This is a genomic window from Clostridium sp. KLE 1755 (genome assembly GCF_000466465.2).
In the GTDB taxonomy this organism is placed as follows: Bacteria; Bacillota; Clostridia; order Lachnospirales; family Lachnospiraceae; genus Eisenbergiella; species Eisenbergiella porci.
Genome location: NZ_KE992759.1, coordinates 1,690 through 20,121, shown reverse-complemented (window position 1 = coordinate 20,121; position 18,432 = coordinate 1,690). Strand labels below are relative to the sequence as shown.

The window sequence follows — 18,432 nt, the reverse complement described above, 5'->3', positions numbered from 1 at the left end:
CCACGGAACCAATTGAGGGCAGAAAGAACCTGGGGGTATTGTTAGCGGTAATTTTCTTATTTAGTAATGTGTTGTTTCGTTGAATTTTATGTTATAGGAGTCATTTCCTTGGGTTAATTTAATTCTGTAATTTGAATTGGCAGTTGGTCTTTCATTTGCAGGAGGATTGTTTTTTGTTTTTCTTTAATGCGGATGGTGGCATCTTTTCCGGTAAGGTCAAATTTTACGTTTTCTATTGTTGGTGCGTCTTTTCTTATTTCAATGAGGTGGCAGAATATGGCTTGTTTTCCGGAGGTACGTTCTATTAGATAAGTGATTTTTTCATCTGACGGATTTCCGGGGCCCAGTCCCTGGTAAAGGTGGTGGTTCTGTTGGCTGGCGTAGATTGTGGTGTAAATGTCCTGGGTTTGGTATGTGTTTATGAGTTCTTGGCTGGCGGCCAGGGGTCTCATTTTTTCCAGGAAGCAAAAGGGCGGGTTTTGTGAAAAGGGGGAAACAGCAGCGGTTTCGGGGGTTTTGCAGGCCTGGCCGTTGAAATGCATCACCCAGTCTATCTGGTGCGGGCGGTCTGCTTGTACCACAAATACTTCCGCCAGCCATTTGGGATTCCAGAAAAGCCTGCGGTTCATGTATACGCCGTCGTATATTTCTTCTTTCCACAGCCTGGGGGCATTGCTGTCGGGACGGGGGCGTGTGTCTTTTGAAAAGTCGGCTTCGGCTTCCAGGTATATGCCTTGTTCCTTTAGCTCATATCGTACCAGTCTTGCGTTTACCGGAGGTTGGTTGCTTTCATCGATGACTGCCGTATTGTGTGTGGCTGTGTTTTTATAATATTGATAATGCATGGGGGCGCCATAGCCGCAGGTTCCCAGATCAGGGGCAATGTCGGTGCCAAATGCGCGCAGTGTAATGGCCAGCTTGTCAAAGTGTTCGTGTTCTCCGGCATATGGTCCGTGTCGAAAGCAAAGGCATGTGTTGCCATTTTCACGTAGCATGGTCAGTCCGCCGCCGTTTTGGGCAATATAGCTTTCTTTTAGCTTTTCCTGCTTTGTGTCTAATGTTTCGGGTCCGTATAGAAAGGCTTCTGTGTTTAAGCTGCGGGGGGTTCCCTGGTATGATTTTTTCAGTATGTCATGTATTCCGTCAACAGGGAAGTTTGATGCGGCAAATTCCAAAATCTGATATTCTTCCATTCCGCCCTGTGACAGCTGTGCATCATTGATAACAGGCAGTGTGCCGTCTTCCTGCATGTAGCGCAGAATACAGGAAATCATTTTCGGGTAGTTGGGATGTCCCAGCAGCCCGTGTTGTGTACGGCGGGCGAATTTTTCATAGGTAAAAAAGCTTTTCAGGGCGTACATATGATATGAGAAAGCGCATTCATACCACATTCCATCCTCCAGGACGCCTCTGTCCAGCTGGTCCTTCAGTCCATATTTGTCATAGACGGCAATTTTTATGCAGTCTTTTCTGTCCAGTATGATGCCCAGCATTCCCAATGCCGCTCCAATTACAACGGCGTGATTGTGAATCTGTTTTTCTGTGTATTTCAGTAAAAATTCAGCAGCAGGGAGAAACAGGCCTTCACATATGGTTTTCTTTTCTTCTGCAGACAGCTGGTCCTGAATCATATCGTATGCAGTAACAAAATGCTGTATAAGAATTGCCTCGTCCAGCGTCTGGGCCTCGGCCTTTCCGGGGCCGTTGCATGGTATGTTTCCATGGATTTCATAGCCTGCATAGTATTTTGCATAGGTTAGTAATATCTGCTTTACCTTTTCAAAATATTCCTTTTCATTTGTGAGGAAGAATAATATGCCCATATTTACGCTTTGGATCGCATTCTGGTTGTGGATATGGCTCCACCAGGCGCCATGGAAGGGTTCGCCGTGATAAATTTTCCCGCATCTTGGGCATCGGTGTTCCTTTTCATTGTTCCTGTTAAATTCCAGCGCTACCGAACAGTCCGGACAATAGTAATATAGGATCCAGTTTCCGATTCCTTTTTCGGGGACCTGAATCCGGCTGGTAAATACAGCCTTAACTTCCTCCTGCAAATGCCTGACAAGCGCAGGATTATTCTGTATCCGTTTTCGATATTGTTCTATTTCTTTTTTTGAAAATTGGATCATTATGTGTTCTTCCATCCTTTCCGGCAAAATTTTTTATTTTATAAAGTAAGCCCTTATAAACGGTTTATCTGCACCGTTTATAAGGACTTCTCTGTAAAAATATAATTATCACAGGTCTTTAACCGGCAGGCGTCGGGGCTACATCAGATGGAGCGCCCTGGCGGCTGTGATCAGTATCTCTCCTGCGGGGATATCTTTGAGGTCTCGTTCTGTAATGCCGTGGAGGGCAAGGAGAAGGACGAGGTATATGATGGTTCCGAGGATGAGGCAGAGGATAGTCATGGCCATGCTGCCCATTTTTTCGGTGAGGAGCTTGTTTATCAGGAGGATAATCACGCCTGATACGGCTGCGGAGATGACAGGGGTGCCTATCATACGGCCCCAGTCAATGCGCAGGGATATCCGCCGTTGTACGGAAAGCAGGTTCAGGATAAAAAGCAGGGCATACAGGACGATGGTGGAAATGAGGACGGCGGTGATGCCCAGCTTCGTGCTTTTAAGAAGGATGTACAGGGTGATGATATGGACGAGGAAGGCGATCGCTGAGTTGATGAGGACGTTTCTTTCCCGTTCAAGTCCCTGGAGTATGCCTGCCATGGCCATGGAAAGGGCCTGGAATATGATAGCGATGCTTCCGATGCGCAGAAGCGCGGCGGGAAGTTCCAGGTTTCCTGTTTTAAACAGCGCCGGCATCAGGGTATCTGCCATGATGGCAAAAAAGGCGGCTGCAGGCAGGGCAAGCAGGAGGGCCAGGCGGAGAAGCAGCTGGGCCTTTTCCTTGAGGCGGCCGATGTTCATGCTGGCATTAGAAACGGACATGGCCGGTACGAGGGATGCGCATATGGAGGTAACCACGATAATGGGCATTCCTGACAGGATTCTGTATTTTCCGGCATAAACGCCCCACTGGACTATGGTATCCTGTGATTTGGAGCTCATTTTCAGGAACATGATCTGATCTGCAATGACACTGCCCTGGGTTACCAGCGCAATGAGAATTACCGGGAAAGAGGTGAGCAGGAGGATGCGGATCAGGCGGTGGTAGCTTTCAGTGCCTTTTCCCATGTCCTTTCGCTCTTTTTTACGGAAGCTGCTTTGGAACATGAAAAATACCACCAGGAGAAACAGAAGGGGTACCAGGCTTCCGATAACAAGGCCAAGGATGCCGCCTGCGGCGCCGAAGGCCTGTTCGTAATTGGGGTTCTGAAGCAGGGCTCCCACCTTGCTGCCGTACTCTCCCATTTTTCCGGCGGCTACAAGCATTACAATAAGACAGAGCACTTCTTCCAGGAAGCGGGAAAGCGCCGTGGGAACCATCGTACCCATGCCCTGGAAAAAGCCTCTGTAGAGTCCCAGTACCGAAGCAAAAATAAGATTTACCGCAAGAATTTTCATAGCGATGGCGCTCATGGGTTCTCCGAGAACCCTGCGTGAAAGCACATCGGAAAGAAGGAACATGAGCAGTGCGCATATCAGGCCCGAACCGGCTGTCAGGCCCATGGAGACATTCCAGACCCGCCTGGTATTGCGGAACTGTCCTTTGGAGCACCGGGCCGCCGTCATTTTAGCCACAACGGCGGGAGCGGCATAGCCGCAGAGTAAAAAGAAAAATGTGTAGGTATCAAACGCCATGCTGTAGTAGGCGTTTCCGTTATCTCCGATCATATTGGTCAGAGGTATTCTTTTAATCATGGCAATTAGACCGGCCAGGCCGCTGCAGACGGCAAGAAAAGCACCGCCTCCTCCGGCCGGTCTGTCGTTTCTTCTTCTTTTTTTCTTATGGTTATTCGCAGCCATCTTCATCCGTATCGCAATCCTATCATCAAGTCTTTTCTGTTTTTCTTTTCTATTTGTCGTTTTTATTTGTCGTTTTTATTTTGTGCATTAAGCACAGCGTCAGCAGTTCAGATAACGGTACTGTTGCGGGACAGTTGCCGTCATCAGTCGGTAATATCTCTCGTAATTCCCAGCACGTCCAGGACATGGTTCTGTTTTTCTTCCATTACGGCTGCTTCCTGTGGTTCCATATGGTCATAGCCGCACAGATGAAGCATGCTGTGGGCCACAAGGAACGCAAATTCACGGCGTATGCTGTGTCCGAAGCTCTCCGCCTGTTCCAGTATCCTGTCACGGGAAAGAATAATATCTCCCAGAATCAGTTCTCCGCTGTCAGGCTGGAAGCAGTCTGCTTCGTACTGCTCCGCCGCATTAAAATCTGCCGGGGCTTCAAAGGGGACGTTGGGGAAGGACAGCACGTCCGTTTCCCTGTCAATATTTCTGTATTCCCGGTTGTAAAGCCTTATGCCTTCATTATCGGTAATGAGGATATTCACTTCCGTTTCATATGGGCAGCTTTCCTCTTCCAGCACCTCCAGGACGACCTGCCCGGCAACCTTTTCGGGGTCGAAGGGAAAGACATAGTCGGTTTCATTTTCTACAAATATGGTCATCTGGCAAATCTTCCTTTCCCCTTTTTACGGGCATTATCCTTCGTTTCCCTCTGCGGCTTTGTGCGTTCCCTGGAAAGCTCGCGGTTTTCATAGGTTTCGTATGCCTTTACGATTTTCTGCACCAGGGGATGTCTGACGACGTCACGGCTGGTCAGGGTACAGAAGGCGATATCGTCGATTTTCTGCAGTACCTTCTCCGCTACGTCAAGGCCGGATTTCACACCGGGCATAAGATCCTTCTGTGAGGAATCACCGGTTATAATGACCTTGGAGCCGAAGCCGATTCTCGTCAGGAACATTTTCATCTGGGCAGGCGTGGTATTCTGCGCCTCATCCAGTATGATATAGGCGTTGTCCAGCGTGCGGCCGCGCATATAGGCAAGAGGCGCCACCTCGATCAGCCCTTTTTCCATGTTTTTCACAAAGCTTTCCGCGCCCATAATCTGATAGAGGGCATCGTAGAGAGGGCGCAGGTACGGATCAACCTTGCTCTGCAGATCGCCGGGCAGAAATCCCAGCTTCTCTCCCGCTTCAATGGCGGGGCGGGTGAGGATAATCCGTTCCACCTCGTTGTTCTTAAATGCCGTAATTGCCATAGCCATGGCCAGATAGGTCTTGCCTGTGCCGGCAGGGCCCATGCCGAAAACGATCATATTCCTGCGGATCGCATCCACATACTGCTTCTGTCCCAGCGTTTTCGGCTTAATCGGCTTTCCGCTCACCGTATGGCAGATAAGATCGCCGTCTATTTCCAAAAGTGCGTCATTGTTGCTTTCCATACTCATCTCAATCGCATAATCCACATTCTGTTCCTGAATCTGGTTTCCCCTTTTCGATAATTCCAGAAGCTGGTTCAGAATGGCTGCGGTCTGCTCCACATGCTTCCTCGAACCGGTAATCCGGACGCCTCCGTCCCTGTCAACTATGGTGACCGACAGATATTTCTCCAGCTTCTTCACATATTTATCGTATTCGCCGAACACATTCAGAATATGTCCGGCTTCCATTTCAATTACCTCTTCAAACTGCTCCATATATTTACTGACTGCTCCCGGGTTCCGTCTCATTTTCAACCGCAGGCTGCTGTTCCTGTACAGGCTGTGATTTACCGTCATTTCCCTGCACGGTCATATAGCCGTCCATCACCAGCATATTGCCCACTGCTTCTATTTTAACATCTTTTTGTATTATTTGTACCCCTTTTTCTTCTAAACTTACTATATTTTTTGAAAGTGCTTCATTCAGCATGGATTCCGCCTTTTTTTCCTGATAAACCGCTTCTACTGGAAGATATTCCCTGTGTACTACAAAGCCATAATAAAAGGGAAGGTAGATCTGGTTTAAGATGCACAGCTGGCGGCTGTCAAGTATGGTATCATATTTTACAAACCTGCACTCTCCCAGCTTCAGTATGTAGCGTTTATGTCCCAATGAAAAAAACAAATCCTTCTTTTCCCGGTTGGTATAGTTTTTATATTCATACAAAAGCGGCTGTTCTTCATGTACAGGGATTTCATAAACCAGGGCCACGTCCGCGTCCGCATGGCAGAACTGGTATTCCCGCACCGTCCCGTCGTCGGCCATGACCGGCACTGCCCCGGAAACCAGGACGTCTCCCTTCTGCACGCTCGTGCCTTCCGTCACCTTTGGCACCCCCTGTCTTGTGAGAATGGATACTACCACGCCGTCCTGTGTGGCCACCAGATTGCTTCCGGGCCAGTTTTCCTTGTCGTCCTCCGCCTCTTCCTCCACGGCCAGATCGTTTTCCTTGATTTTAACAATAAAATGGGTGCCCTCTATCCTGGCCGAGGTCCAGGTAATTATATCGAAATTTTCCCGAAGCCCCGCCTCCAGGGCTTCGATATCCACCTTGTTTTTGGCCACGCCGTAATCCACGCCGTTCTCCGCCAGGAAATCCAGAAGCACATCATCCGTAATAGATACATTTCCTTCAAAATCAATGGCCCATACAAACTGGGACATGGCGATAAGAAAGGCCAGACAGCAGGGAAGCCCCAGGGCAAAGACTTTTCTTTTCCGCATTTTCCGTATAAAAAAAGGCAGCCCGTATCGTTCCAGAACGGCTGCCCTTGTTCCGGTCTTTTTTACAATCGGCCGCAGCTTGTAGAAATCGGACAGGCTGATATACATGGTATAGCAATCCTCCTGCCTGGCAATGTCCCACAGCAGAATGTGGTGATTGCTGCACAGATTCATAAACCGCTCCGGAGAATATCCCCATACCTTTATCTTCAGATACCCCCGCAGATACCGGAAAAATTCCTTCATGCCTATTATCCCTCCATGGTGTCAAAGATAGCGGATACACTGTATATTTCCGATTATCTTCATGTCCTCGTTGGTATAATAATCAATGACCAGCCCGCATCCGCAGATAGCGATCTGTCCGGTTTTTGCCTGCAGTATGATTGACTCCGTGGTATACTCGATAATTCCCTTGTAATTTTCCACCCACAGCTCGTGATTTCCCGTCATGGTGAGGATGGAAGCCCCAAGAAGCATATCCTTGGGCAGCTTCAGGGACTCCACAAGCTGCTCCTTCCTGCCCGGGGCGGAGCTTTTTTCCAGTACGCTTTTCTTTCCGGTTATACTTTTCTTTTTAAATACATTAGATTTTCTACTCATATTGCAGTATATGAGCATTTTCCCCTCTTCATAACCGGATTCTTTCCAGGTCCAGAGGCACAAAAATATTTCCGTCAAAGCACCGGGCCGCTTCCTTTGTGTAGGACTCCTTTCTTTCCGAAAGACAGGTATCCTCCGTATGATAAAGGACCAGGTTCTTCACATGAAGCTGCTGCGCCAGGCGTCCGGCATCCAGCGCCGTGCTGTGATGCTTTTCGTAAGGATGGAAAATTTCCTTATCCCTGTCCAGACAGAAGGCTTCGCTCAACAGCCAGTCACAGCCTTCGGCATAGGGTCTGGCCGTTTCCTTATAGGGTTCATCCCCCAGACAGGTAAGCCTTGTCCCGTCCTCAAACCCCGCCCGGAATCCGAACTGTTTTGTTTTCGTGGAATGGATGTCAAAAAAAGTCAGCTTCATGCCCGCCGCATTTTTTTCTTCCCCGTCCTTCACCTTTTTAATCAGAATACGGTCTCCCAGAAACGAGGTGAATTTCTTAACCAGCGTGAGCATACAGAGCTGGGTAATCGTATCTGCCAGCTCTTCATGGCAATAAATTTTAAACTTTCCTTCATAGGAGCCGCCGCGCATCATTGTGGCCACCTTCCTTATCATCCAGACCACGCCCAGCACATGATCCGTGTGGGAATGGGTGACGAACATACAGTGTATTTTTTCCACAGGGATCTGCGCCTCCTCCAGCCGGGAAAGGATTCCATTTCCGCCGCCTGCATCCACCAGAAGGTAGTCCTCTGCGTTCTGTATGCAGAAGCATGTATTATAGCATCTGGTCACCATGGCATGTCCGGTTCCCAGCATAATCAGATTGCGTTCCATTAGTTCTCCTGTCTGCGTGTCTGACACGCTTTTCTTTTTACAGCAAGTCAAATACCTTTATTTGTGATACGGTTCTTTGTTCATGATCCGGTATCCCCGGTAAATCTGTTCCAGCAGTATTACCCGCATCAGCTGGTGAGGGAAGGTCATATCAGAAAAGCTGAGTTTGTCATGCGCCTTATCCAGCAGGGACGGATGGATTCCAAGCGATCCGCCTATCAGGAACTGGATATGGCTGGTTCCTCTGACGCCCAGGCTTTCTATACGGGAAGCGAACTGTTCGGAATCCATTTTTCTGCCTTCTATGGCAAGCGCTGTTAAATGGGCGTCCGGCCTGATATAACGTTCCATGCGTTCGGCCTCCCTGCGCAGGATCTGCTCCTTTTGCGCGGGGCTTGGCTGCTCCGGCGTCTTTTCATCCTCCACCTCAAGCACCTCCAGCTTACAGTAGCGTGAAAGCCTTTTGGCATATTCGGCAACGGCCTCTCTGTAAAATTTTTCTTTTATTTTCCCAACGCAGATAATTGAGATTTTCATATACCGCTCCCTTTCATGTCCGGCATTCCGCCGCATCACAATCATATCCTATATCCCGCCCGTGCGCGGCGCACGGCCCCGGGACAATTACCTGAAAACAGCCTCTGATCCCACTCAGAGGCTGCCGCATATTTAACTCATTCCTAACTGCCTGGTTTCTTCACAGTTACTGTCCGTCTTCGCCGAAAAACTGTGGATATATTTCATCCACAAAATTTTCCAGATAGCCGGCCTCCAGATTCAGGAAATTCTCGGATATCATAGCGCGGATCCGTTCCGTCCGCCTGAAATAGCGTGCCTCCTCCGCATCCGGCAGATCCGGAATTGAAGCGTCCACAGCCTCCGCCGTAATATTCTCATCACACCAGCGGCGCAGCTCCTCTTTCAGGGCGGATTCTTCCTTTGCTTTTCCCTCAAACTGCCTGGAGGATTTCAGGGAAAGCACTCCCATTACTATAAATACGAGAAAAAGCGCTCCCATTACCCCGCCGGTAAGATATTTCGTGCTTCCGTTAAGCTGTATCGGTAGGACGCCCGCCAGAAGGCAGATGAGCAGGATCATGCCCACAATACCGGCTCCCAGCAGCGTATAAGCACCCGACTTGAAATTCTCGGCTTTCTGGGAAGCCGCTTCATACACCGGGCCTGCCGGTGCAGCTTCCACAGCTTCTTCTTCAGCCTCTTCCTCCGTCTCCGCCAGCTCTTCCTGCATATCTTCAAAACTATTGTTATTTATCGCTTTCTTTTTTTCCCGAAGGTTTTTCTCCTTCTGGAAAATGCCGGAATAGCGGGAAGCTCTGCCCTTTTCCTCCGGAGAAACGAATAATTCATACAGATCCTCTGTTTCGTCAAAACGTAGTTCCCCGCTTTTGATTCCATTGCAGGAAAGGAAGGAAAGCAGTTCTTCCATTTCTTCCTGCGTCCCGAAAATCAGGCCTTCCTTTTCCATTTCCTCCAGGGAACCCACCAGGTCACAACCGCAGTCAACACACGTCTTTACGCCATCCACATATTCGTTTTTACACTTTGGACACCAGGGCATAATGACTCCTCCTCTTTCAGCGCTCCGCCCCTGTCAGAGGCGGAATCGTTACAATTAATCTCAGCCTTCATAATCAAAACATGCCCTGTCACAGGTCACTGTTTTGACAAAACTGCCCGCCTTTACATGGTCGGGATGAATCTGGTACGCATTCAGCGCCTCCACCGTTTCAAAGCTGGAAATCAGGGCGATATCCTTATTGCTGGATGCCAGCTCATTAATCCGCACCTCCAGTCTGATGACCCCTTCCGCTTTTTCCCTGACCGCTTCCAGACTCTGCCGGATCATCTTACCGGCCTCTTCTCTTTCCTGCTCCGTCAGTTCAGGCTTGAAATTCCAAAAAACAATATGATTTACCATGATGCTGTATCTCCCTGTTTCCAAACTCAGTTACTTGGATAAGTATTCGTCTATTCCCTTAGCCCCGGCCTTACCAGCCCCCATTGCCAGGATTACTGTGGCGGCTCCGGTTACGGCGTCACCGCCGGCGTAAACGCCTTCTTTGGATGTTTTTCCGAATTCTTCATCGGCAACGATACATTTCCACTTGTTGGTATCCAGCCCTTCGGTGGTGGAGGAAATCAGCGGGTTGGGTGAGGTTCCCAGGGACATGATTACGGTGTCGCAGTCGATAACAAAGTCGGAACCGGGAATCTCAACAGGACGCCTTCTTCCGGAAGCATCGGGCTCGCCCAGCTCCATCTTCACGCATTTCATGCCGCATACCCAGTTGTTTTCATCCTCAAGGATTTCAACGGGATTGGTGAGCAGATCGAATATAATTCCTTCCTGCTTTGCATGGTGCACTTCTTCCACACGGGCAGGCAGCTCTTCTTCACTTCTTCTATAAACAATATGAACCTCAGCCCCGAGACGAAGAGCTGTTCTTGCCGCATCCATAGCTACGTTTCCGCCGCCGACTACCGCTACCTTTTTGCCGCGCATGATAGGCGTCTCGGAATCCTCGCGGAATGCCTTCATCAGGTTGCTTCTTGTCAGATATTCATTTGCAGAGAACACACCGTTCGCATTTTCTCCGGGGATTCCCATAAACTTGGGAAGCCCCGCGCCGGAGCCAATGAATACGGCAGAAAATCCTTCTTCTGTCAGAAGCTCATCAATGGTTACGGATTTTCCCACAATTACATTGGTTTCAATTGTAACGCCCAGAGATTTTACATTTTCAATTTCCTTCTTCACTACGGCTTCCTTGGGAAGACGGAATTCAGGGATTCCGTATACAAGAACGCCGCCGGGCTCATGCAGCGCTTCAAAAATGGTAACCTCATAGCCCATCTTTGCCAGATCTCCCGCACAGGTCAGTCCTGCAGGGCCGGAACCGATAACAGCAACCTTCTTGCCCTTTTTCTCTTTTGCGCCTTCCGGTTTGATGTTGTTTTCCCCTGCCCAGTCGGCTACGTAACGCTCCAGCTTACCGATGGAAATCGGCTCCCCTTTAATGCCTCTGATGCATTTTCCTTCACACTGGCTTTCCTGAGGGCATACACGGCCACATACGGCAGGAAGCGCGGAAGCCTCACTGATAACCTGATAAGCCGCCTCGATATCCCCTTCCTTTACCTTTTCGATAAAGCCGGGGATGTTGATAGATACCGGACAGCCTTTGATACACTGGGCATTCTTGCAGTTAATGCATCTTGCAGCTTCTTCCATAGCCTCTTCTTTATTATATCCAAGGCATACCTCTTCAAAATTGGTAGCCCTCACCTTTGCATCCTGTTCTCTTACAGGCACTTTCTTTAAAACGTCCATATTATCCTCCATTGTCACTGTCTTCGGTAACAGTTCCGCTGACTGAACTGTCACTGTCTTCATTCATTCCGCAAATTATACCTGTCAGTTGCAGTTACCGCATCCGCCGTGGTGGGTAGCGCCTTCCTTGGCCTTTAAAAACGCCCTGCCTTCTTCTGTCTTATAAATCTGCTGGCGCTTCATTGCTTCATCAAAGTTAACCTTATGTCCGTCGAATTCCGGTCCGTCCACGCAGGCGAATTTCACTTCGCCGCCTACGGTTACACGGCAGGCGCCGCACATACCGGTTCCGTCAACCATAATGGGATTCAGGCTGACAACAGTGGGAATATTCAGGGACTCTGTCATTTTGCAGGTAAATTTCATCATGATCATCGGTCCGATAGCAATGCAGACATCGTAGGCCTTGCCTTCTTTCTCCACCAGATCCTGGATTGTCTGTGTTACCATACCGCTTCTTCCGTAGGAGCCGTCATCCGTAGTCACATAGAGATTTCCGGCAACAGACTTCATTTCCTCTTCCAGAATCAGCAGATCTTTAGTCTTCGCGCCTACGATAACATCCGCTGCGATTCCGTGCTCATGAAGCCATTTCACCTGGGGATATACAGGAGCTGTTCCCACGCCGCCTGCAACAAAAAGGATTTTTTTCCTGGAAAGGGTCTCCATGTCTTCCTCCACCAGTTCCGAAGGACGGCCCAGAGGACCTACAACGTCATGGAAGGCATCTCCTGCCTTCAGGGTAGACATTTCCAATGTTCCTGCTCCCACAATCTGGAATACGATGGTGATCGTGCCCGCTTCTCTGTCATAATCACAGATAGTAAGCGGAATTCTCTCGCTGTCAGCATCCCTTCTTACGATTACAAACTGTCCCGGTTCACAGGATTTTGCAACTCTCTTTGCTTCCACTACCATCATAAAAATGTTTGTGGTCAGTTCCTTTGCCTGTAAAATCTGATACATTTTTTCCCTCCATCTGCTTGTTTAATAATGTCTTGATGACTTACTCCGGAATGGATCCGGAATTTATATCCTGCAGTATCAGTGTGCTCCAGGGGCCTTTGTCCTTAGCATCCGCGTTTTCCTCAGAGGCTTCCTTCGCAGAAGTCTCAGGCTCGTCCGGCAGTTTGCCGCCGTCTCCCTGTACTGCCGCACCTGCCGCCAAAGTTTCCTTCGCAGCCTGCACTGCTTTATAACATTGTCCTTCCATGATGCTTACCACATAATCCGTGCCTGTTCCGGCACGGTTCCCGGCATCGTCTTCATAATATTCCCTGTAAAGATAATAATCGGTTCCGTCTACCGTCACCGCATATTTATATCCATAAACGTTATGTCCGCTCCCTGTCTTCACACTGCCGCTCATATCCTGGATGATACCGGCATTGACCAGTTCAAACAGCAGCTTGTTCTTCGCCGCTTCAATACTCAGCGCCGCATGCAGGTTCAGCGAATAACGTACCTGCGTTTCCACGCCTGCCACTCCCGCAGCACTGTAGCTGACAAACCGGAAGGTATTGACTCCCACCGGCATGGGAAACGGCCCGGTATACTGAATGCTGTCAGCAGTAGGAAGCGTTCCGTCAGTGGTATAATATACCGTATAATCCTCGGGCACCTCTACCGAAATGATGGTGGGGCGTGAATATTCCCCTTCCTCAGGGCTTACCAGCGGAGCCTCCGGCACGGTTACGTCCACAAAATAATGTTCCTGTGTTTCATCACTTTCCACACCATAGGAATTGATGAAAACCGCACGGATATCATACTGCCCGGATTCCAGGAAAACCGGGGAGGAATACACCAGACCGCTTTCATCAGGCTTGCTGCCGTCCACCGTATAATAAATGGTGCCCTGGGTATTCGCCAGCATTTTCAATGAAAGCGTCTCATTGTAAACACCTCCCTTGAAGGAAAATTCCGGCGGTTTGGCTATAAAACCAGGATACTGGTTTACTATCTGTTCATTTCCACAGGAAAGAAGCAGCTCATTTATTATATCATACTCTTTTCTTTTCTCATATATGGATATTAAACGTTTGTAGGCCGCTTCATTGGATTCGTCCATTCCTATAATACGAAGACACAGCTCAATGGTCTCCTCTTCATTGCCCATGGCGCTAAAGCAGCCGGCGAGCCGTACCAGATATTCCACATTGCCCGGTTCCAGCTCCACAGCTCTTTCCGCATAGGAACATGCCTTTGCATAATCCTTTTTGTTTATGTATTCCAGCGCTTTATCATACTGATAATCTGCGCTGAAATGCTGCACTCCCGCCACCGCCAGTCCCAAAACCGCGCTCAGCAGAAGAACGAGTACGACAGCCATAATCATTCTCTGTCTTACCGTCAGCAGGGAAACCCGTTTCCCTATTTTCTGCAGGGCTCCACTCCGCCAGGGCTCTGTCCCCGATTTTTCCGTATCATCAGACAGAATATCATCTGCGGAGAGGTTTTCTTCCATGGAGATTTCATCTTCAATGGAAATATTTCCTTCCATATTCACTTCCATCTCCGGTTCAAAATCCTGCACTATCCGGATTTCTTCCCCGCATTTCTCGCAAAACAGCCTTCCGTCCTTGATTTCACTTCCACATCTGGGACATTTCATACACAATCCTTCCTGTTACTTTCCCTGAAGCTTTACGGACTCCAGGCAATTGTGCATCAGCATGGCAATCGTCATAGGGCCCACACCTCCGGGAACCGGGGTGATGCTGCCTGCCACCTTTTCCACATCTTCAAAGTCCACATCGCCGCAAAGCCTGTTATTTTCATCCCTGTCCATCCCCACATCGATGACTGCGGCGCCGGGCTTCACATATTCGCTTGTTATCATTTTGGCTTTGCCCACAGCGACCACAAGAATATCTGCCCTTCTGGCTACCGCCTTCAGATCCGCAGTTTTAGAATGAGCAACGGTAACTGTGCCGTTTTCACGCAGAAGAAGGATAGCCATGGGCTTTCCCACAATATTGCTGCGGCCGATAACCACGCATTCCCTGCCTGCGATTTCAACGCCGGATCTTTTGAGCAGCTCGATAATCCCTGCAGGGGTACAGGATACAAACCCCGGCTGGCCTATGCATAACGCGCCAACGCTCTGGGGATGAAAGCCGTCCACATCCTTTTTCGGTGAAATCGTCCTGATCACCTCATCCTCGTCCATATGCGCAGGAAGAGGAAGCTGTACCAGGATGCCGTTCACGTCCTCCCTGTCATTAAGCTCCCTTACAAGAGAAAGAAGCTCCTCCTGCGTGGTTTCCTCAGGCAGCTCATAAGAAAGCGAACGGATGCCCGTGTACTCGCAGGCTTTCTTTTTATTGTTCACATATACGGTAGAGGCCTGGTTACTGCCTACCTGGATAACAGCCAGGGTAACTGTAATCCCCTGCTGCTTCCATTCCTCCACCTGCTGCTTTACTTCATCCTTGATGGCTTTGGATATTGCCTTGCCGTCAATAATTTTTGCCATAGGTTATTCTCTCCTTCCTGCGCTGGTACATATGCTGTCAAAAAATACCCTGCATTCCTGATAATTCTCAGAAAAGGCCGGTTATCCTGCCGTCTTCGTCCACATCAATACTGAACGCGGCCGGTGTCTTGGGAAGACCCGGCATCGTCATGACCGCTCCGGTCAGTACAACCACAAAGCCCGCTCCCGCGGATACATAGGCTTCTCTCACATTGATTTCAAAGCCTTCCGGCCGTCCCAGAAGATCCGGGTTATCGGAAAGGGAGTACTGGGTTTTTGCCATGCAGACCGGCAGTCCGCCGAAACCAAGCTCTGTCAGCTTCTTCAGCTGTTTCTCCGCCGCAGGCGAATAAACCACACCGTCCGCCCCGTAAATTTCTTTGGAAACTGCAGCAATCTTTTCTTTCAGGCTGAGAGTATCCTCATATAATACATGGAAATGGCTTTCCTTCTTTTCCAGTGTTTCCAACACCTTCTGCGCCAGCTCAATTCCGCCTTCACCGCCCTTTTCCCATACCTGGGAAATAGCGAACTCACAGCCTCTGTCCTCGCAGAATTTCTTTACAAAGGCAATTTCCGCTGCCGTATCCGAAATGAAGGAATTCAGAGTAACCACAACAGGAACATCGTATTTCTGAAGGTTTTCAATATGCTTCTCCAGATTGACAATTCCTTTTTCCAGGGCATCCAGATTCTCGCTGCCAAGCTCTGCCTTGGGTACGCCGCCGTTGTATTTCAGCGCTCTGACCGTGGCTACAAGAACGACCGCATCAGGCTTCAGTCCGGACATGCGGCATTTGATATCAAAGAATTTTTCAGCGCCCAGATCTGCGCCAAAGCCAGCCTCTGTGATAACGTAATCAGCCATTTTCAAAGCAGTCTTGGTGGCTCTTACCGAGTTACAGCCATGGGCGATATTGGCGAAGGGACCGCCGTGAACCAGCGCCGGCGTATGCTCCAGCGTCTGAATCAGGTTGGGCTTAAGCGCATCCTTCAGCAGTGCCGCCATAGAGCCTACCGCATGGATATCCCCTGCGGTAACGGGCTTTCCGTCAAAAGTATAAGCCACTACCATTCTGGACAGCCTTTCCTTCAGATCGTCCATATCCTCCGCCAGGCAGAGAACAGCCATAATTTCCGTTGCAACGGTAATGACAAAATGATCCTCCCTTACCGTACCGTCCATTTTATTTCCCAGACCCACAACAATGTTGCGCAGCACACGGTCATTCATATCCAGGCAGCGTTTCCAGACCACCTGTCTGGTATCAATACCCAGTTCATTTCCCTGTTGAATATGATTATCAAGAAGAGCGGCACATAAATTATTGGCAGATGTAATCGCATGGAAATCCCCTGTGAAATGAAGGTTCAAATCTTCCATGGGAACCACCTGGGCATAGCCGCCGCCGGCCGCTCCGCCCTTAATGCCAAAGCAGGGCCCAAGAGAAGGCTCACGCAGGGCGATTACCGCTTTTTTCCCCAGCTTCCCAAAGGCTTCGCCCAGGCCTACGCTGGTTGTGGTCTTGCCTTCCCCGGCGGGCGTGGGATTGATGGCTGTCACCAGTACCAGCTTTCCGTCCGGGTTTCCTTTGATGGAATTCATGTACTCATCGGATATTTTCGCTTTATACTTTCCGTAAAGCTCCAGCTCATCCTCTTTGATCCCCAGCTTCTGCGCCACCTTAACGATTGGCTCCATGACCGCTTCCTGTGCGATTTCAATATCTGTTTTCATTTGTATCCTCCTTGATTAAAGAGTTTTTGGGCAACTGCTTTAAAAACACCTTCACAGTTACGATTCCTCTATGTATTGTTCGAATTGTTCCGGGCTCATCAGCACCTTCCTGGGCTTGGTGCCTTCCTCTTCTCCCACAACACCCGCTTCCGCAAGCTGATCCATAATGCGCGCCGCACGGTTGAAGCCGATTTTAAACACTCTCTGAAGCATGCCGATAGACGCTTTATCCTTATCGATGATAAACTTGCCCGCTTCTTCAAAGTAGGCGTCTCTTTCCGGCCCACCGCCGCCGGCACCTCCGCCGCTTCCGCCGCCGGAGGATTCCATCGTTTTTACCTTTTCAACGATCTGATCATCGTAAACATTTCCAATCACCTGGTTCTTCAGGAAATCAACCACATCGGAAACCTCGCCGTCGGAAACAAAAGCTCCCTGGATACGCGCCGGTTTGGAATAGCCCTGGGGATAGAAAAGCATATCTCCTTTTCCCAACAGCTTTTCCGCACCATTCATATCCAGAATGGTTCTGGAATCCACGCCGCTGGATACGGCAAAAGCCACACGGCTGGGCATGTTGGCTTTAATCAGGCCCGTGATAACATCCACGGAAGGACGCTGGGTCGCAATAATCAGATGGATCCCCGCAGCCCTGGCCAGCTGGGCCAGACGGCAGATGGATTCCTCCACCTCACCGGGAGCCACCATCATCAGATCGGCAAGCTCGTCTACAATAATGACGATTTGAGGCAGCTTATCGGGAGCCGTTGTGTCTCCCTTCGCCCGCATGTCTTCAACTTTCTTATTATACCCCTTCAAATCACGGACGTTCATATCCGCAAATTTCTGGTAACGGTCCGTCATCTCGGCAACGCCCCAGTGCAGGGCCGCAGAAGCCTGCTTCGGATCGGTCACAACAGGGATGAGCAGATGCGGAATCCCATTATAAACACTCAGCTCCACCACCTTGGGATCCACCAGGATCAGCTTGACCTCATCCGGCTTGGCTTTATACAAAATACTCATTATTAATGTATTGATACAGACCGACTTACCGGAACCGGTAGAACCTGCAATGAGCATATGAGGCATCTTGGCAATATCGGAAACAACTACCTTACCGGCAATGTCCTTCCCTACGGCAAAGGACAGCCGTGACGGGAACTCCTTAAACTCCTTGCTTTCCATCAGCTCACGAAGCGAAACCATGGTATTTTCCTTATTGGGAACCTCGATCCCGATCGCTGCTTTTCCGGGTATCGGCGCTTCAATACGAATATCCATTGCCGCCAGGTTCAATTTGATATCATCCGCCAGTCCCAGGATTTTGCTGACCTTAACACCCTGCTCCGGCTGCAGCTCATACCTGGTTACGGACGGTCCCTGGCTGATATCTGTAATGGTCACCTTAACGCCGAAGGTAGCCAGCGTCTGCTGCAGCTTGGCCGCCGTATTTTTAAGCTCCCTGACTGAATCCCCGGAATTGTTTCCGCCAACCTTCTGAAGAAGTGAAATCGGAGGGAAATGATAGGGGCGCTCTTTTTTCGGTATCTGGGCAACTGCAGGCGCCCCTTCCCTGCGCATTTCAGCCATGGCCGCCTGTCCGGCAGTTCCCGCCGCAACCGCTTTCCCGGCCGGTTCTATATCCTTCAGCGTAAGCTGGCGCCCTTCACCGGTAAACTGCTTTCCGCCTCCCGGAAGCGGATGTTCCTCTTTTGAAAGCCTGGCCTTCGGCCGCTCCCTTTCAGGCGCAGGGCCGCTGACTTCATCTGCCGCCCCGTCCCCCGGTATCCCTGACGGC

The 18,432-nt window shown here is 49.7% G+C and carries 16 protein-coding genes; all 16 read right to left on the bottom strand.

Going from position 1 to position 18,432, the window contains the following annotated elements:
• Window positions 1-113: 113 nt before the first annotated feature.
• Window positions 114-2,132, bottom strand: a complete 2,019-nt coding sequence (locus tag HMPREF1548_RS22705) for a heparinase II/III domain-containing protein (protein WP_035323509.1) — start codon at window positions 2,130-2,132, stop codon at window positions 114-116.
• Window positions 2,133-2,270: 138 nt separating this feature from the next.
• Window positions 2,271-3,935 (bottom strand): oligosaccharide flippase family protein, encoded by a 1,665-nt coding sequence (locus HMPREF1548_RS22700; RefSeq protein WP_021638976.1) that lies wholly within the window; start codon window positions 3,933-3,935, stop codon window positions 2,271-2,273.
• 137 nt (window positions 3,936-4,072) lie between these two features.
• Window positions 4,073-4,582, bottom strand: a complete 510-nt coding sequence (gene ybeY, locus HMPREF1548_RS22695) for an rRNA maturation RNase YbeY (protein ID WP_021638975.1) — start codon at window positions 4,580-4,582, stop codon at window positions 4,073-4,075.
• Window positions 4,579-5,616 carry a PhoH family protein gene (locus tag HMPREF1548_RS22690; RefSeq protein ID WP_021638974.1) on the bottom strand — a complete coding sequence of 346 codons (1,038 nt, stop codon included), beginning with the start codon at window positions 5,614-5,616 and terminating at the stop codon, window positions 4,579-4,581. Before HMPREF1548_RS22690 ends, ybeY begins: the two co-directional genes overlap by 4 nt.
• A gap of 4 nt (window positions 5,617-5,620) precedes the next feature.
• Entirely contained in the window at window positions 5,621-6,871 is a 1,251-nt protein-coding gene (locus HMPREF1548_RS22685; RefSeq protein ID WP_021638973.1) for a sporulation protein YqfD, read from the bottom strand.
• A 21-nt stretch (window positions 6,872-6,892) separates the two neighbouring features.
• A complete protein-coding gene (locus HMPREF1548_RS29200) occupies window positions 6,893-7,246 on the bottom strand; it encodes a YabP/YqfC family sporulation protein (RefSeq protein WP_021638972.1) in 354 nt (117 codons plus the stop codon).
• 10 nt (window positions 7,247-7,256) lie between these two features.
• Complete coding sequence (locus HMPREF1548_RS22675; RefSeq protein ID WP_021638971.1) at window positions 7,257-8,063, bottom strand: MBL fold metallo-hydrolase; 807 nt, start codon at window positions 8,061-8,063, stop codon at window positions 7,257-7,259.
• Window positions 8,064-8,120: 57 nt separating this feature from the next.
• Entirely contained in the window at window positions 8,121-8,600 is a 480-nt protein-coding gene (gene rlmH / locus HMPREF1548_RS22670) for a 23S rRNA (pseudouridine(1915)-N(3))-methyltransferase RlmH (RefSeq protein ID WP_035323513.1), read from the bottom strand.
• A gap of 166 nt (window positions 8,601-8,766) precedes the next feature.
• Window positions 8,767-9,642: a hypothetical protein gene (locus HMPREF1548_RS22665; protein WP_021638969.1), complete on the bottom strand. Its 876-nt coding sequence runs from the start codon at window positions 9,640-9,642 to the stop codon at window positions 8,767-8,769.
• 60 nt (window positions 9,643-9,702) lie between these two features.
• Window positions 9,703-10,002, bottom strand: coding sequence for a Dabb family protein (locus HMPREF1548_RS22660; RefSeq protein WP_021638968.1), 300 nt, complete (start codon window positions 10,000-10,002; stop codon window positions 9,703-9,705).
• Between the two features lie 30 nt (window positions 10,003-10,032).
• A complete protein-coding gene (gltA, locus tag HMPREF1548_RS22655; protein WP_198168674.1) occupies window positions 10,033-11,415 on the bottom strand; it encodes an NADPH-dependent glutamate synthase in 1,383 nt (460 codons plus the stop codon).
• Between the two features lie 84 nt (window positions 11,416-11,499).
• Window positions 11,500-12,381 carry a sulfide/dihydroorotate dehydrogenase-like FAD/NAD-binding protein gene (locus HMPREF1548_RS22650; protein WP_021638966.1) on the bottom strand — a complete coding sequence of 294 codons (882 nt, stop codon included), beginning with the start codon at window positions 12,379-12,381 and terminating at the stop codon, window positions 11,500-11,502.
• Window positions 12,382-12,421: 40 nt separating this feature from the next.
• A complete protein-coding gene (locus HMPREF1548_RS22645; RefSeq protein ID WP_021638965.1) occupies window positions 12,422-14,029 on the bottom strand; it encodes a chitobiase/beta-hexosaminidase C-terminal domain-containing protein in 1,608 nt (535 codons plus the stop codon).
• A gap of 15 nt (window positions 14,030-14,044) precedes the next feature.
• Window positions 14,045-14,893 (bottom strand): bifunctional methylenetetrahydrofolate dehydrogenase/methenyltetrahydrofolate cyclohydrolase FolD, encoded by an 849-nt coding sequence (gene folD, locus HMPREF1548_RS22640; protein WP_021638964.1) that lies wholly within the window; start codon window positions 14,891-14,893, stop codon window positions 14,045-14,047.
• Window positions 14,894-14,960: 67 nt separating this feature from the next.
• A complete protein-coding gene (locus HMPREF1548_RS22635) occupies window positions 14,961-16,631 on the bottom strand; it encodes a formate--tetrahydrofolate ligase (protein WP_021638963.1) in 1,671 nt (556 codons plus the stop codon).
• Window positions 16,632-16,688: 57 nt separating this feature from the next.
• A partial coding sequence (locus HMPREF1548_RS22630) for a DNA translocase FtsK (protein ID WP_021638962.1) occupies window positions 16,689-18,432 on the bottom strand: 1,744 nt, incomplete at its 5' end.